The following is a 14,258-nucleotide window of genomic DNA, read 5'->3' as shown; positions in this document are numbered from 1 at the left end:
CGTCACTACGCGCCGAGGTACGCGTCGATGATGCGGGGATCGTTAAGCAGGTCGGCGGCCTGACCCTCGACCGTGGTGACTCCGCTTTCGATGACATAGGCGCGGTCGGTGACCCGCAGCGCGGCGCGCGCGTTCTGCTCGACCAGGAGCACGGTCGTGCCCTGGGCGCGAATCTCCTTGATGACGTCCATCACCTGGTTGACGATCAGCGGCGCGAGACCCATTGAGGGCTCGTCCAGCATGAGCATCTTCGGGCCGGCAATGAGCCCGCGACCGATGGCAAGCATCTGCTGCTCTCCGCCGGAGAGCGTGCCACCCTGCTGCGTTCTGCGTTCGAACAGCAGCGGGAGCAGCTCGAACACGTGCTCAATCCGCGCGGCGACGAGGCTCCGGTCCTTGACCAGGTAGCCGCCCAGCTGCAGGTTCTCCAGCACCGAGAGTGTGCTGAAGATGCGCCGCCCTTCGGGCACGTGGATGAGCCCGGCAGACACGACATCCCAGGGATTGGCCCGGCTGATGTCGCTGCCGTTGAAGGTCAGGTGCCCCGAGCTGGCTTTCACCAGAGCCGACGCGGTCGAGAGCGTCGTCGTTTTGCCGGCGCCGTTGTTGCCAAGCAGGGCCACGATCTCGCCCTCGTCAACGTGCAGACTCAGCCCGCGCAACGCCTGTACCTTGCCGTAATAGACCTCGACGGTGTCGAATTCAAGCATTGCCATCGATCTGCACCTCCTCGTCCTTGCCGAGGTAGGCCTCGATCACGGCGGGGTTCGCTTTGACCTCGGCCGGTGTTCCCTCGGCGATCTCGCGCCCAAAGTTCATCACCACGATGCGTTCCGACAGCTCCATAACCAGTCCCATGTCGTGCTCGATCAGCACGATCGAGGTACCGAGATCGCGGATGCGGCGGCACAGTTCGAGCAGCTTCTGCTTCTCCGTGTAGTTGAGGCCGGCGGCCGGCTCGTCGAGCAGTAGCAGCTTGGATTTTCGGGCCAGGGCCCGGGAAATCTCGACCTGTTTCTGTTGCCCATAGGAGAGGTTGCCGATCGGCACCCCGCGCGGGCCCTCGAAGTTCACGAAGTCGAGCCAGTAGTGCGCTTCTTCCGTGTAGGCGGCCTCGCTGCGTTTGAACCGGGGAGTGTGGAAAATAGCATCCGCCCAGCTCTGGCCTCTGTTCAGGTGCATGCCGGCGCGCACATTGTCGAGTACGGTCAAGTCGTTGAACAGGCGCAGGTTCTGGAACGTGCGCGCGACACCGACCGCGGCGATGTCGGCCGGTCGTTTTCCGGTGATGTCGGTGCCGTCCATCACGACGGAACCGCCGGTCGGCTTGTAGAAGCCGGTGATGCAGTTGAACGCGCTGGTCTTGCCGGCCCCGTTCGGACCGATCACCGCGATGATCTCCTTCTCGTGCACGTCGAAGGTGAGGCCGTCGACGGCCTTGACGCCGCCGAAGGCGATCTGCAGGTCGTTGACCCCGAGTACGACGCTCATCGGCTTTCCCCTCTCGCGACCGCGGCGTCGACCGCGGTTTGTGGCGGCTCGTTCTTGTTCCCGCGTTCCTCTTCATGGCCGCGAGCCGGCCATAGGCCCTTGGGTCGAAACACCATCGCGACCACGAGCAGCAGACCAAAGGCCAGATAGCGGTATTCCGAGAGGTCGCGCAGCAGTTCGGGCAACAGGGTGATGACGAGGGCGCCGACAACGACCCCGCGCATGTTGCCCATGCCGCCCAGCACGACGGCCATCAGCACGAGGGCCGACTGCAAAAAAACGAAGCTCTTCGGGGAGATCGCCGAGAGGTGCGAGGCGAACAGCACGCCCGCGAAGCCGCCCCAGATGGCCCCGAAAATGTACGCCATGAGCTTCACCTTGTAGGTGTGAATGCCCATCGCTTCGGCGGCATCCTCGTCTTCGCGCACGAACCGCCAGGCCCGTCCAAGCCGGGACTTGCCCAGCCGGGCCGAGGCCAGCACGAAGAACGCCACAATCAGGATGGTCACGTAGTAGAACACGGCGGGACTGTGCAGGCTGAAATCACCGAAGGCCAGCAGCTTGGGAATGCCGAAGATACCGGATGGCCCGCCCGTGATGGTGAGATTGTTGGCCGTGATGCGGGTGATTTCGCCAAAGCCGAGCGTGACAATGGCCAGGTAGTCGCTGCGCAGACGCAGTGTCGGCGCTCCGATGATGAGTCCGGCCAGAATGGTCATGACCAACACCGCTGGGATGGTGAAGATCAGGGGCAGTTCGAAGGCCTTGGCAAAGATGCCGGCCGTGTAGGCGCCGACGGCCATGAACGCGATATAGCCGAGGTCGAGCAGGCCGCAGTAGCCGACGACGATATTGAGGCCAGCTGCGAGCATCACGAAGATCGCCGCCGTCGTCATCACATTGAGCGAGTACGGCGATGCGGTGAGCAGCGGGGCGAGCAGGGCAGCGGCCAGGGCGATCCAGCCCAGGTACTTGCTCTCGAACAGTCCGGACACCCAGGCGGCGACAGGGCCGGTGCGACGGGGGGCCTGGCTCTTAAAAGTTGTTCCACTCATGCTAGACACGCTCCGTAACCCGTTCGCCGAGAATTCCGGTCGGACGCAAAGTGAGGAAGAGGATCAGCACCACGAAGGCGAAAACGTCACGCCACTCGCCGCCGAACACCGAGGCGCCGAAGGCTTCGATCAGGCCCAATACCAGGCCGCCGAGCATGGCCCCCTGAATATTGCCGATGCCGCCAATCACGGCCGCGGTGAACGCCTTGAGGCCGATCAGGAACCCCATCATGAAGTCGATTTTTCCGTAGTAGGCACCGGCCATGACTCCAGCGGCCCCGGCCAGGGCCGACCCGATAAAGAACGTACGGGTGATGACCGAGTTGACGTTGATTCCCATCAACAGGGAACCCTTCATATCGAGCGAGATCGAGCGCATGGCGCGACCAGTCGATGTTTTCTGAATATAGGTATTGAGCGCGATCATCAAGATCGCGGCGATGGCCATGAGCAGCACCTGGGGCAGCGAGACGCGAGCGCCGAGCACGTCGAACACGTCGCCTTCGAGGCGCACCGGGTAGCTGCGCGGGTTCGGCCCGGCGATGGCGCTCACGCCGTACTGCAGGGTGAACGAAACGCCGACGGCCGTGATCAGCACGGCTAATCGTGGGGCATTGCGCAGGGGGCGGTAGGCGAACCGTTCGATCAGAACGCCGGCACCGCCGGTGAGCAGCATGCTCAGCAGCAGCACGACGAGGAGGGCACCGATGCTCAGCGCCCCGGGAAGGCCTCCGACGGAGGCCAGCATGACGAAGCCGATGAAGGCACCGAGCATATAGATGTCACCGTGGGCGAAGTTGAGAAGTTTAATGATGCCGTAGACCATGCTGTAGCCCAGCGCGATCAAGGCGTAGAACGAGCCGACAAACAACCCGTCCCAGATAATTTGCATCATGTTGGTCCGTTTTCTGTAAGCAGTGGAGCGGATGTCGCGGCGTGGGCCGCGGCATCCGCTTCAGGGGTCAGGATCTTGCGTTCAAGACCAGAGTCCGGACCCAATGATCAGAACTACAGGATCAGGACAGGTCATCCTCGAGGGCGAAGGCGCCATCCTGAATGGACAGGATGATGAATCCACCGTTCGACAGGGTGTGATCGGCCGTGAAGGTGAGCGGGCCGGAGAACATCTCAAACCCGTCGATGGCCTCGAGCGCCGCGATGATCGCGTCGCCGTCGGTCGAGCCAGCCTCGTCGATGGCATGCGCCGCAACGCGAACCGCGTCATAGGACTGCAGCGAGAACGGTCCGGGAGCGCTGCCGAAAGCCTCTTCGTAGCTGGCGATCCAATCGCCGCCACCCTCGAGGGTGTCGGGGGTCTGGGTCATTGTGGCGAGTACGCCTTCGGCACCGGCCCCAGCGATTTCCGAGATGGAGCCGTCGACGCTGCCGTCGGCCACCATTATGTCGCCTTCGAAGCCAGAATTGCGCAGCTGGTTGATAATGAGACCGCCCTCCTGGTAGTAGCCGGTCCAGTAGACGAGGTCCGGGGCGGCATTCATGATGTCGCGCACGGCGGCGGAATAGTCGCTCTCACCGGGAGTGACCGAGGTGCCCAGGGCGAGCGTCACTGTGCCGTCTTCCTCGATCAGGCGGGCGGTCTCCGCGGTGATGTCCGCCGAGTAGCTGTCGTTGTCGTCGACGAGGGCGACGGAGGCGACGCCGGTCTTCAACATGTACTCGAGAGCGGCAGTGGACTGCTGATTGCCCGTGCCGTTGACAAGGAAAACGTTTTTGAGGCCCTGGTTGACGAGGTCCTGCGAGTTGGCCGCCGGAATGATCATGGGCACGTTGGCCTCTTCGAAAATCGGCAGCTGCGGCAGTGTTGCGCCGGAGCAGTAGCCGCCGACCGAAACGACGGCGCCGGCCGAGACGGCCTTGTTGGCGCTCGCCACGCCCTGCTGGGCGTCGCAGGCTTCGTCTTCGACGAGCAGCTCGAGTTGGCGACCGTCCAGGACGCCGCCTGCCTCGTTGATTTCGTCCACGGCGAGCTGCGCCGCATTGGCCATGTATTCGCCGGTCGGGGCGCTGCTGCCCGAGATGGGAACGACCATGGCCAGCTTGACCGTGCCGGTCTCTTCGCTGCCGGCTTCGTCGGCGGCGAGCAATCCGCCGCTGCAACCCGATGTCGCAAGAAGCATCGCTGTGGCGACGCCGAGCAGCAATGTGCTCTTCTTTGAGATTCTCATGTGTGCCTCTCCTGTGAGAGCGCCGAGCAAGTGTTCTACACGCCTTGATCGCAAGACGGCTTGGAACAAGCACCCAAACACCCCAGTGCTGTATGACATATTACACACGCGGATCGTTGCACCGGCGTCCACACTCCGGCCTCAGTGCGGCCCGTCAGGTTCCGAGCTCCACCCGGCCACGGTGCCGAGGTGGCTGACTGTGAGCTCACGCAGCGCCTCGGATTCTCCGCTTGCCAGCAGATCGAGCATGACGTGGTGCTCGCGCGCCGTGCCCCACAACTCGTCGCTCTGCATCATCGCGGCGATGCTCACCATTCGAGTTTGCGCGCGCAGTTCGCTGACCATTTCGACCAACCGGGCGCTGCCGTGCAAGGCCAACAACCCGAGATGAAACTGCCGATCAGCGGCGAGAAATCCGGCCAGGTCCTTCTGCCGCGCATACTCAGAGATCTGTTCAGCCACGCCGCGCCAGCGCGTGAGCGTCTCAGCATCGAGTGTTCCTGCGAGGGCGCCCATCGTGGGAGCCTCGAGCAGCTGGCGCAACTCGATGACGTCGCGCAGGTCTTTGTCGCTCATCTGCGTCACCCGAAAACCCTTGTTGCGCACCGAGGTCACGAATCCTCGTTGTTCCAGATCCAGCATTGCCTCCCGAACTGGGGTGGCCGACACCTCGAAGCGGATGGCCAGGGTCGGCACGGTCACCAGGGTTCCGGGAGCGAGTTCACCGGTGTTGATCGCGGCCGCGAGCGACTGCGCGATACGGTCCCGCAACGTCGAACCCTGCTCCACTTTTTGAATCGATAACACCTCGGTGGCTCCTCACTTGCCGATGCGGCCGCTGCGAGCCTCGTGCCGCCCAGTATCCACCGCCGGGCGGCAAATGAGTAATGCACTACTGTGCCGGAGCCGGTCGGTCCGCCGAGCCGGGAGTGCCCGACGGCGCTCATGACCGCGACGGCGTCGCCGTCATCCCACCCGTGGTCGCTCACGAGAAAGTAAAACACGTCCTCGTAGCCGCGCGTGATGCGCTCTTGCACGGGGTCACCGAGACCGACGAACACCCACTCGATGAGGGTTTGAACCCGCGGCGCCCGCAGGTTCATGCCCTTTCGCAGTTCGACACTCACAACCGCGATGCCCTCAGCCTCAATCGCGATGAATGAAGATCCTCCCTCCGCCATGAACGCGTGAATGTCGCCGATCGACAGGTAGACACCCTCGACCATGACGTGCAGGTAGACGATCGAACCGGGGCCGCAGTCGGTGACGTCCATGTTTCCACCCTGAGCAGAGGAGGGAATGATCGTGGAGTTCATTCCCTCAGCGGGCGCCGTTCCGATGCACCCGATCATCGGGCGTGGGGCGAACACGTGCCGGTCAGTCACGTGCACACCGGCGCTGTCGATAGGAATGCGGCTGGTGAACATCCGCTCGCCCATGTCATGCTGCAGGGCGCCGGAACCGGGAAGACTGACCGACCACCCCCAGTCAGAAACACCCCGGACTTCCGCAGAAGTCCGGGGCGATTTTAGTGAATACCGTGTAGCGGGAGCGGGAATTGAACCCGCGACACCACGATTATCGTGAACCAGACTCACCCGGGTCACGGAGGCCTCATACAGTCATCGATCCCAATAAAACACTCGGTAGGTGATCACGNGATCACCAGCTTCACGGCCTCGTCTTTGTACTCAGGAGTGAACTCCCGGCGTGTCTTTCCCATGTGAACATTCTCTCTTGTGAGGTGTCCACTCAACGGGGGCAGGGCCACCGTCGCCGGTGTTCTCGTCGCCCGGCCACCCGTCAGCGAACTTAATTCAGCCGTCCCGTTAGCGATCGAGCGCGCGCGACTGCGCGCAGTTCAGCGCGACACCATCATCGAGCAAGTCGCTCGATATAACTCAGAAGCCGTGATCTGTGTCGGAGTGCCATTCGGACACACCAGACCGCAGTGGATCGTCCCGCACGGCAACACGATCCGGCTCGACGGCATGGCCCACACAGTCAGCGCCGACTACAGCTGAAGTCAACGCACTACGTTACTTGTTGTCGTCCCGCAGGGGGTTCGGCTTACGGGCATCTCAGCGCAGACGTCGACATGATTGGCTTCATGCGATTTGGTCCCGCTGAGCGTCGCTGTTGAGAGGCTGCTCATGAATCAGGGATTGGCGAGCGTCACAATCGTTGTCGTCGCGGCAAGTTCGTGTCGAAGTCGTTCACGGGCCCGGTGATAGCGGCTTCGCACGGTCCCCTCGTTCATTCGAAGTACTCGACTTACCTCTACAAGTGATAGTCCGTCCCAGTGGTGCAGGCCGATGATGTCTCGATCCGTCTGGTCAAGCTTTCGTATCGCATCATGGAGATCGTCGAACGTCGAGGAGTCGGAGAAGCCTGGTCTCTCCACTAACGACATTTGGCTTCGGAGTCGGTCGGCAAGTGCCTTACGCCTGGCGGTGCTGCGCTGATGATGAAGAAGGACGTGACGGGCGATACCGAACATCCAAGGGCGAATCTCGTCATCGTCGGTGGGGAGCCCATTCGCGCGTTTCCATAGAATCAGTAAGGTCTCAGCGAGCAGATCCGCGGCATCGTAAGGGGGGTCGATTCGCCGTGCGAAATACGCCAGAAGCGCCGGCGCGTGCTCGGGGACGGCCCGGCTTATCCGGGAGCGTTTGTCCTCCGTACGAGCGCTCACGGGTTATCCAACCGGCACGACATGCCGACCGCATCGATGCCGACGCCCTTTCCCGGTTCGTTGAACACCACGACGCCGGGGATAGCTGCTTTCGTGAACTCGAAGAGTGCCGGCGTCAACGCTTGGCCCACGCGTCTTTCCCCGTCGGGATCGTCGTCGACGGTGGCGCTCTCGTCGTAGAGTTGCTGACCGAATCCGGTCCAGTCGGTTGTTCTGACTGCGTCGTTCAGCGTGGCGAGGTTCGAGTCGCTCCAGTTGCGTAATTCAACGTAGGCACGGCAGCTCTCGAAGTGGCCGCTTTCCGTCGTAAAGTCAACTGGGATAGGGATCGTTCGGGTGTTCCCTTCGGGCATCGTCACCCATGGCCAGACGGACAACTGGTACGTGGAGACGGTCATGCCAGCGGTCAGCGAACCGACAACGATCACTGGAATCATCCAGCGACGGCGCGGCATCCGTCCGCGACGAAGACGGGGCGGCTTCGTCTCCACTGCAAGTGAAATCGCCTCCCGTGTAAGGGAGGCTGGTAGCGGTGCAATCGAGGCCGAGAACAGGTCATCGAGTTCGGTACCATTCATCGTCTTTCCTTTCCGGGCGAGTCATTACCTACTACATTCCCGGCAGGCGGCGAATCGTTGCACTGCTGAACACCAACCCGAACGCCCGATCTTCACAGATGTCTGCAAGCTACCGCAGCTCATCACCCATCGCACACCCTGCTGCGGGCAATGCGGGAAGTCGTGCCGCCGGTCCCACTCAGCGTTCGGCTTTCGGGCGGCTCGTGTTTAGTGGATTTCGTTGTCGGGGTGTTGGGCGTCGTAGTGGGCTCGGGAACGTCCAATGGTTTCGCGGTGGTCGAGTGACCATTCGGCGAGTTGTTTGACGAGGTGGGTCAGGCTGCTTCCCAGAGCTGTCAGCTCGTACGTGACTTGGGCGGGGACTGTGGGGTACACGGTTCGGGTGACGAGGCCGTCGCGTTCCAGCCGGCGCACGGTCAGGGTCAGCATCCGTTGTGAGATTCCGTCGATGCCTCGTTGTAATTCGCGGAAGCGGCGGATGCCTGAGGCGAGTTCGACAATGACGAGGACGGACCATTTGTCGCCCACCCGGGTCAGTACGTCGCGGATCCCGCAGTCCGGGTGCTCGTCCAGACCGCAGGGATCGAGGGATGCGGTTACCTGAATGTGCCTGTCTGACATGAAAGTGCCTCCTTGTGGACTGCCGGTGAGTTACCGAAAATGAGTCTAGTTACTGTTCAGAACCACCGAGGGGACTGACACATGATTTTGGTTACCGGAGCATCCGGCCAGTTAGGCCGTGCCATCGTCGAACGACTGGCCGGCGGGAACCAGCCTGCTGTCGCGGGCACACGACGACCAGTCGAGGGCAGCGAGCAACGACGCGTTGACTTCGACGAACCCGGTTCTTTGGACTTCACCGGTTTCGCCACGGTAGTCATGGTCTCCGCTGGATATGCCGAAGATGATGTGGTGATTGCTCGGCATGAAAGCGTCGTCGCGGCTGCGGAACGCGACGGAGTGCAGCACCTGGTTTACACCAGCGTCGCCACAGACGGGGACCACCTGGGCTTCGCCCTCGCGCATCGCTGGACCGAGCAGCGAATACAGGGAAGTACTTTGCGGTGGACTATTTTGCGCAATGGCCTCTATGCCGAGCTTTTTGGGTCGTTGCTCGCGCCAAGTGACGGCGTCATTACCGCGCCGTTTGGAACGGGTTCTGTGGCTGTGGTCACTCGCGCAGATTTGGCCGAGGCAGCAGCCATCGTGGCAGTCGCACCCCACCGCCATATCAATCGTGTGTACGACCTGGTCGGGTCGCACGCGATCACTGCCGGCCAAGTCGCCGAGGGGGCTGGCTTGCTCTATCGCCCAGCTTCTCTCGGCAGCCACCGCGCTGCTCTCGAACAAAGCGGGTTGCTGCCCTTTCAGCCAGCGATGCTGCTTTCAATCTATTCGAGTGCGGCACATGGTTTTCTTTCGCGCACGACTACCGACCTCGGCGATCTCCTCGGTCGTGGGCCGACTGATCCCGGACCAACCGTCATGCGCATCCTGGAGAGACAGGCTGCTGCCTGATCCCACTGTGTCTCGCAAGACGTTCCCCTTGCGGAACGACTGTTCGGGTGTCCCGGTCGCCGTCCGGCTTACGGGCAGAACTTTATCCAGCTTTCACGAACTACAGGCCAGCGTCTGAGCCCATGACAACCAAACCGGATGAACAGGCTAAAGCGCGAGCTTTATGGCGCTGGACGGTGCCGGCTGCCGTGATCGCCGTCGTCTCTACTTTGTTGATCTGGGTAGCCCAATCGCTACCCACCATCTGCCCCGCAATTTACCCCGCGCCGCCAAGCTGCGCTCCTGATGCACGCTCGGGTCCGGCACTTCTTGGCAGCGCCTTCCTCGTTACCCTGTTTGTGGCGCTGTTGGTCACCGGCGCGGTACTTCAACCCAGACGCCGCGATAAAGCATTACGAGTCCTTTTGATCGTGCTTGTCGTGGCTGCCGTCGTCGCGCCTTTATGGACGCTCACCGGTTCCGGGTTCGCCCTCGGTTAGCGTTCCCCCTGCGGAAGGGCGGAAAACAGGGGTGGGTGGTACCCGCGGTCGGATGACCGGATGCCACCTGTGTCAGTTCGTCTCTGCTTCCTCCGGAGGAGCGACTGGTGATACGACGGGAGGCAGCTCGATATCTGCAAGGATCCGGCCGACGGCACGCCACTTTTCTGCCGAGGCGGCATCGAGCGGGTGCTCAGGAGTGTCTTCCAGGTCTTTCAATTCCGGGCCCAGGATCGCGCTGGCGATCTTTGTGATGAGTTCGCGCAACGAGTCGGTACGCATATAAGCACCGATGTACTCGCCGTTGGCTACGGGCGCGAGTTGCGTCGTATAGGCGCTCACAAAATTGTCCGCCGCTTCAGCGCGTAGGTAGGGGCTCTCCAGAGTCTGGTACCAGCGGCGAAGGAAAACATCACAAGGCGCCTCGTCATGAAGGTGCCGTTCGTCGTCACGAAAAATACGGTTATAGATCTCATCCGGGTTGAGCTGGTTTGCGAGTTCGATCGCCTGATCCATATTTCCTTGGTAGATCAGGTCGGCAAGTTCAGGGCTCGTCTTTTGATCCATCCGTTGCTGAAGTTGCCTCCGAAATCGGCGTGGATGACAGTGGTCTGCCCATGCGGAGCCCAGGCGAAGTCGCCATTCCTCTCTGGCCTTGACGACGTCCGTAGTTACCGAGATGACCAATGCGGTGACGGCGATCACTTCAAGTGCGGTGGTGATGGGCGATCGTTTCATCTATTGCTCCCTCTTCAGGTATCGCAGCACAGCACTGCTGTGCTGGTCAGACGCGACTTTCGTACCCGGAACCCTGCCGCAGGCCGCCGCGACAAGGGATACCTGAGCAACTGACTCCCACGTAGCTATGAATATTTCTCTACAATGTGTCGGTTATCAGAATAGAGGGCTGCTCCTGGCGTAGCTGACTCGTTGACGTGCCCCATGGTGGTTCCTCTTGTGGCACGCTTCAGCGTGAGCTCACGAGCGGTAGGCCGGACCTCTTCAGTCTGACGCTCGTTCAACGCCCCTCTATCGTGACGTCGCACGGCAACAAAGCCTCGGCCGCACAGCCGCAGTCGGTCCGTTAGCATGGACCTGTGACGGACACTTGGGGGCACGTCCTGGGAGACCTGGTCCGGTCCGGGAGCTTCGTTGTGGCAGTCTATGGGTCTGTTTGTGAGCGGTGCTTTCCGTGTCCGAGACTGGCCCGGGCCGCGGCGAGTCCTGTGCTGGTGGACGCTCTTCAACGTCGTCGTGCTTGCCGTTGCGAAGCTGCTCATTCGTGCGCTGATCTCAGGGCGGATCCTACGACAACCGAATCTGATTTTAGGGCCGGTTGGCTCGTGGCCAGTCGCGAACATCAATTTGTGCAACTGGCATCAGACCGACGCGCCCAGTTCACTGGTCGCGGCGTTCTTCCTTTTCTTTGCCGGCGCGTCGCTGATCGTCAACGTCATCCTCGGCTTCACCATCGCTGTCCGCCGCCTTCACGACTCGAACCTCTTTGGCGGGTGAGTGCTACGTACGCTCGTTCCGCCGGCTACTTCGTTTTACTCCTGCTCGCTGCCTATCGATCGCGGCCGGACAGTGGCAGCTTCTCGATGAGCACTCAAGAATCGCCACATAGCCGATCCATCACCCGCCCATGAAAGCGCCCGCGAATCGTAATCTCTCGCAGGACGAGCTGAAAGACCGGCTAGTGAGAGCGAGCCACCGACTTTCCCGGCATCTCAGTAACTTCATTGCGGGCAATATCGGCGCAGGTGATGACCTTGCCGCGATTTTGCGCACGGTGGTCTGCACTGGAAAAGGCGACGACGTTATTGGCCGCGTCGTAAAGGCTTTCCATCTCACGTCCCCGAAGCTGGTGATCTCCCCACCGGCCAACGGCGAACTTTCCACAATGTTTTCGGTAGGCTCGCTTCCCATCCCGGAAGGATTTGGGGAACTACCCGAAGGAACACCAGAGGTAGCCACATTTCACGAATGGCGAGACCGTGTTTGTCTGGTGATCGAACGAGACGATTCAGGTACCAGGGTGTTCACCTGGGGACGATTCATTGCGACTGCCGCCAACACGTGGGGGTCGCACACGGCTGCAACCATCCCACTCGAGCTCGATGAGACGCGAATGCATCTTTTCGGAAACCGACCGATCGACGAATACCTTCTCGTGCAAGCGGCGATGGTGGTGGAATGGGTGCTTGAGTCACTTCTCATGGAACTCAATCTGCACGGTCCGGCCGTGCGGGCTACCGACACTACGCCTGTGATGCTGGCGTGGCTTCGGATCCACGATCTCGGGCGCCAGGCAGAGGTCAGGGCGATACCGGGGCTTCGGCACGGCACTTTGCCGGGTGAATACCCCATCCTCGAAGTACCTTTGCGGCGCGAGACGGTTGTTGCCGTGTCGTTTCTCGTTGACGACGAGGGTCGTAAATCGGTGAAGCAGCAATATCTGCCGCCGCGGATTGGTCGCCCGTAAAGCGCTTGGGGGCTGCGGACCACTAGGGCCGGAACCCCGGGGTGAGGGATGCTCCTGCGACTTTCTCGCCTGCGTTCACAGCGGGTGCATCATCAGCTCGCTGCGGAGATTCGCGACCGTTAGGGTTCCCACGTGACACAGCAGAGGCAAGTTCAACACGTGGTCGGGTCGGCCTCAGATCTGTCGCGCTGACCGTCCGGCTCGCCAGCTGACGCGATCCGCCATTCCGTTGTTCGGGTCGACTCTTGCCTAATCAGTCGCGAAGGGCCTTCCTGCCCTATTGTGAGGGAATCTTCCGAGGCAGCTGAATATTGGCTTCGGTGGGCACCGCCTGTGGTGCGAGTGAGCCCCACTGTTCAGATGCGTGACTTGTATCGTTCAGCCCCACGACCGGCGTGGTTGAGCCCCACCTGAAAAGCTCCTCCCACCATGTGAGCGCCACACGGTGGAAGGAGTACCGGTAATGGTACGGAAGATCAAAGCGAAGCAGATCCTGCAGCTGCGTAATCAGGGCTTGTCGCGACGGGCGATCGAGTCCGCCCAGGGGATGTCCCGGCACAGTATTCGAGCTGTGCTCGATGCCGCAGAGCGGCTCGGGCTCGACTGGGACGACGTCGCCGAATTGTCGGAGGGCGTGGTGTATTCGACGTTGTTCCCCGGCCGCGGCGTCCACGAGAGTGTGTTCGCGCAGCCGGACTGGGGCCGGGTCCATACCGAGCTCGCGCGGGTCGGGGTGACGCTGAAGCTGTTGCACCAGGAGTATGTCGACGCGGCAGCGATGGTGCAGGCGACGATGAGTTACGACCGGTTCTGCCGCCTCTATGCCGAGCATGCCGCTGTTTCGGGTGCGACGTCCCGGGTCGGCCATAAGGCCGGTCGCAGTATCGAGGTCGATTGGTCCGGGCCCACGATGCAGCTACTCGACCCGACGACGGGCGAGATGTCGAAGGTGTATTTGTTCGTCGCGTGCCTGCCGTTCAGCCGCTACGCGTTCGTGGAAGCCACCCTGGATATGCGGCAGGAGTCGTGGCTGCGTGCCCACACTGCCATGTTCGCCTTCTTCGGCGGCAGCGTCCCACGCCTAGTGCCCGACAACCTGAAGACAGGGGTGATCTCCCACCCGAAGGAAGGGGAGGTCGTTTTGAACGATGCTTACCGGGAGATGGCGGCGCACTACTCGGCCGCGGTGCTCCCCGGCAGAGTGCGGCACCCGCGCGACAAAAGTAGCACTGAGAACACGGTGGCCCATGTCGCGACCTGGGTCATCGCCGGTTTGAGGAAGGAGACGTTCACCTCGCTGGCGCAGTTGCGCCTGCGAATCCGGGAACAGATGGATGCCTACAACCAGGAGCCCTTCCAGAAACGCGTCGGGTCCCGCCTCAGCGTGTTCACCACCGAGGAGAAGCCTCTGTTGCAGGCGCTGCCGGTGGCACCGTTCGAGATCAGCACGTGGTCCTATAAACGAAAGGTCAACGCCAACGCCCACGTGGTCTGGGCCAAGAATTTCTACTCCGTCCCCTTCAGCCACATCGGCGCGCTGGTGGACCTTCGTGTCACCGAGACGATGCTGGAGGTTTATCGGCGCGACGAGCGCCTGGCCAGCCATTTGCTGCTGCCGGCCACGACGACCAACCAGTATCGGACCAACGATGCGGACTTGCCCGAGGGCCGCAGCTTCCAGGCCTGGGACCGAACCCGGATCGAGGAATGGGCCGCACGGATCGGGCCAGCAACGGTCACCGTGACGGCCAAGATCTTCGAGACCGTCTTC

Annotated in this window: 17 protein-coding genes; 6 read left to right on the top strand and 11 right to left on the bottom strand. The window is 61.8% G+C overall.

Going from position 1 to position 14,258, the window contains the following annotated elements:
* Nucleotides 1-5: 5 nt before the first annotated feature.
* The 7 genes from E3T41_RS08530 to E3T41_RS08500 all read right to left on the bottom strand — a co-directional run bounded on the left by E3T41_RS08530 (nucleotide 6) and on the right by E3T41_RS08500 (nucleotide 6,159).
* Nucleotides 6-716: an ABC transporter ATP-binding protein gene (locus E3T41_RS08530; protein ID WP_198416402.1), complete on the bottom strand. Its 711-nt coding sequence runs from the start codon at nucleotides 714-716 to the stop codon at nucleotides 6-8.
* A complete protein-coding gene (locus tag E3T41_RS08525; RefSeq protein ID WP_092448398.1) occupies nucleotides 703-1,491 on the bottom strand; it encodes an ABC transporter ATP-binding protein in 789 nt (262 codons plus the stop codon). Before E3T41_RS08525 ends, E3T41_RS08530 begins: the two co-directional genes overlap by 14 nt.
* The gene (locus E3T41_RS08520) at nucleotides 1,488-2,546 is read right to left on the bottom strand and encodes a branched-chain amino acid ABC transporter permease (RefSeq protein WP_092448399.1); all 1,059 of its coding nucleotides are present in this window, start codon (nucleotides 2,544-2,546) and stop codon (nucleotides 1,488-1,490) included. Before E3T41_RS08520 ends, E3T41_RS08525 begins: the two co-directional genes overlap by 4 nt.
* Nucleotide 2,547: 1 nt before the next feature.
* Nucleotides 2,548-3,441 carry a branched-chain amino acid ABC transporter permease gene (locus E3T41_RS08515; protein ID WP_092448400.1) on the bottom strand — a complete coding sequence of 298 codons (894 nt, stop codon included), beginning with the start codon at nucleotides 3,439-3,441 and terminating at the stop codon, nucleotides 2,548-2,550.
* 121 nt (nucleotides 3,442-3,562) lie between these two features.
* A complete protein-coding gene (locus tag E3T41_RS08510) occupies nucleotides 3,563-4,732 on the bottom strand; it encodes a branched-chain amino acid ABC transporter substrate-binding protein (RefSeq protein ID WP_198416401.1) in 1,170 nt (389 codons plus the stop codon).
* Nucleotides 4,733-4,873: 141 nt separating this feature from the next.
* The gene (locus tag E3T41_RS08505; RefSeq protein ID WP_166791523.1) at nucleotides 4,874-5,503 is read right to left on the bottom strand and encodes a GntR family transcriptional regulator; all 630 of its coding nucleotides are present in this window, start codon (nucleotides 5,501-5,503) and stop codon (nucleotides 4,874-4,876) included.
* Nucleotides 5,431-6,159, bottom strand: a complete 729-nt coding sequence (locus tag E3T41_RS08500; RefSeq protein ID WP_241991091.1) for an acetamidase/formamidase family protein — start codon at nucleotides 6,157-6,159, stop codon at nucleotides 5,431-5,433. The genes E3T41_RS08505 and E3T41_RS08500 overlap by 73 nt, the downstream gene beginning before the upstream one ends.
* A 312-nt stretch (nucleotides 6,160-6,471) precedes the next feature.
* Between E3T41_RS08500 and E3T41_RS08495 the strand changes: the two genes are divergently transcribed.
* A complete protein-coding gene (locus E3T41_RS08495) occupies nucleotides 6,472-6,756 on the top strand; it encodes a hypothetical protein (protein WP_166791522.1) in 285 nt (94 codons plus the stop codon).
* A 134-nt stretch (nucleotides 6,757-6,890) separates the two neighbouring features.
* Here the strand turns inward: E3T41_RS08495 and E3T41_RS08490 are convergent, their stop codons facing one another.
* From E3T41_RS08490 to E3T41_RS08480, 3 genes are all read right to left on the bottom strand, one after another.
* Nucleotides 6,891-7,427 carry an RNA polymerase sigma factor gene (locus E3T41_RS08490; RefSeq protein ID WP_134478118.1) on the bottom strand — a complete coding sequence of 179 codons (537 nt, stop codon included), beginning with the start codon at nucleotides 7,425-7,427 and terminating at the stop codon, nucleotides 6,891-6,893.
* On the bottom strand, nucleotides 7,424-8,005 hold the full coding sequence (locus E3T41_RS08485) for a hypothetical protein (protein WP_134478116.1): 582 nt from the start codon (nucleotides 8,003-8,005) through the stop codon (nucleotides 7,424-7,426). Before E3T41_RS08485 ends, E3T41_RS08490 begins: the two co-directional genes overlap by 4 nt.
* A 207-nt stretch (nucleotides 8,006-8,212) precedes the next feature.
* Nucleotides 8,213-8,626: a helix-turn-helix domain-containing protein gene (locus E3T41_RS08480; RefSeq protein WP_134478115.1), complete on the bottom strand. Its 414-nt coding sequence runs from the start codon at nucleotides 8,624-8,626 to the stop codon at nucleotides 8,213-8,215.
* An 81-nt stretch (nucleotides 8,627-8,707) separates the two neighbouring features.
* Between E3T41_RS08480 and E3T41_RS08475 the strand changes: the two genes are divergently transcribed.
* Both E3T41_RS08475 and E3T41_RS08470 read left to right on the top strand, forming a co-directional pair.
* Nucleotides 8,708-9,523, top strand: coding sequence for an NmrA family NAD(P)-binding protein (locus E3T41_RS08475; RefSeq protein ID WP_134478113.1), 816 nt, complete (start codon nucleotides 8,708-8,710; stop codon nucleotides 9,521-9,523).
* A gap of 122 nt (nucleotides 9,524-9,645) precedes the next feature.
* Nucleotides 9,646-10,002, top strand: coding sequence for a hypothetical protein (locus E3T41_RS08470; protein WP_134478111.1), 357 nt, complete (start codon nucleotides 9,646-9,648; stop codon nucleotides 10,000-10,002).
* Between the two features lie 72 nt (nucleotides 10,003-10,074).
* Here E3T41_RS08470 and E3T41_RS08465 read toward each other — a convergent pair whose 3' ends face one another.
* Nucleotides 10,075-10,740, bottom strand: coding sequence for a hypothetical protein (locus tag E3T41_RS08465; RefSeq protein WP_134478109.1), 666 nt, complete (start codon nucleotides 10,738-10,740; stop codon nucleotides 10,075-10,077).
* Nucleotides 10,741-11,178: 438 nt separating this feature from the next.
* Between E3T41_RS08465 and E3T41_RS08460 the strand changes: the two genes are divergently transcribed.
* The 3 genes from E3T41_RS08460 to istA all read left to right on the top strand — a co-directional run.
* Nucleotides 11,179-11,517: a hypothetical protein gene (locus tag E3T41_RS08460; RefSeq protein ID WP_134478107.1), complete on the top strand. Its 339-nt coding sequence runs from the start codon at nucleotides 11,179-11,181 to the stop codon at nucleotides 11,515-11,517.
* 130 nt (nucleotides 11,518-11,647) lie between these two features.
* Nucleotides 11,648-12,487, top strand: coding sequence for a hypothetical protein (locus tag E3T41_RS08455; RefSeq protein WP_134478105.1), 840 nt, complete (start codon nucleotides 11,648-11,650; stop codon nucleotides 12,485-12,487).
* Between the two features lie 463 nt (nucleotides 12,488-12,950).
* Nucleotides 12,951-14,258, top strand: a 1,308-nt coding sequence (gene istA, locus E3T41_RS08450) for an IS21 family transposase (RefSeq protein ID WP_134478103.1), incomplete at its 3' end; no start/stop codon positions are given.

The sequence above is a fragment of the Cryobacterium sp. Hh38 genome (assembly GCF_004403235.1).
Classification (GTDB): domain Bacteria; phylum Actinomycetota; class Actinomycetes; order Actinomycetales; family Microbacteriaceae; genus Cryobacterium; species Cryobacterium levicorallinum.
This window is presented reverse-complemented; position numbering and strand designations above follow the sequence as displayed.

What these genes read in the sequence shown, in the direction of transcription:
- E3T41_RS08530 (WP_198416402.1), bottom strand. Translation starts at nt 716, where the DNA reads ATGGCAATGCTTGAATTCGACACCGTCGAGGTCTATTACGGCAAGGTA.
- E3T41_RS08525 (WP_092448398.1), bottom strand. Translation starts at nt 1,491, where the DNA reads ATGAGCGTCGTACTCGGGGTCAACGACCTGCAGATCGCCTTCGGCGGC.
- E3T41_RS08520 (WP_092448399.1), bottom strand. Translation starts at nt 2,546, where the DNA reads ATGAGTGGAACAACTTTTAAGAGCCAGGCCCCCCGTCGCACCGGCCCT.
- E3T41_RS08515 (WP_092448400.1), bottom strand. Translation starts at nt 3,441, where the DNA reads ATGATGCAAATTATCTGGGACGGGTTGTTTGTCGGCTCGTTCTACGCC.
- E3T41_RS08510 (WP_198416401.1), bottom strand. Translation starts at nt 4,732, where the DNA reads ATGAGAATCTCAAAGAAGAGCACATTGCTGCTCGGCGTCGCCACAGCG.
- E3T41_RS08500 (WP_241991091.1), bottom strand. Translation starts at nt 6,159, where the DNA reads ATGTTCACCAGCCGCATTCCTATCGACAGCGCCGGTGTGCACGTGACT.
- E3T41_RS08485 (WP_134478116.1), bottom strand. Translation starts at nt 8,005, where the DNA reads ATGAATGGTACCGAACTCGATGACCTGTTCTCGGCCTCGATTGCACCG.
- E3T41_RS08480 (WP_134478115.1), bottom strand. Translation starts at nt 8,626, where the DNA reads ATGTCAGACAGGCACATTCAGGTAACCGCATCCCTCGATCCCTGCGGT.
- E3T41_RS08475 (WP_134478113.1), top strand. Translation starts at nt 8,708, where the DNA reads ATGATTTTGGTTACCGGAGCATCCGGCCAGTTAGGCCGTGCCATCGTC.
- E3T41_RS08470 (WP_134478111.1), top strand. Translation starts at nt 9,646, where the DNA reads ATGACAACCAAACCGGATGAACAGGCTAAAGCGCGAGCTTTATGGCGC.
- E3T41_RS08465 (WP_134478109.1), bottom strand. Translation starts at nt 10,740, where the DNA reads ATGAAACGATCGCCCATCACCACCGCACTTGAAGTGATCGCCGTCACC.
- E3T41_RS08455 (WP_134478105.1), top strand. Translation starts at nt 11,648, where the DNA reads ATGAAAGCGCCCGCGAATCGTAATCTCTCGCAGGACGAGCTGAAAGAC.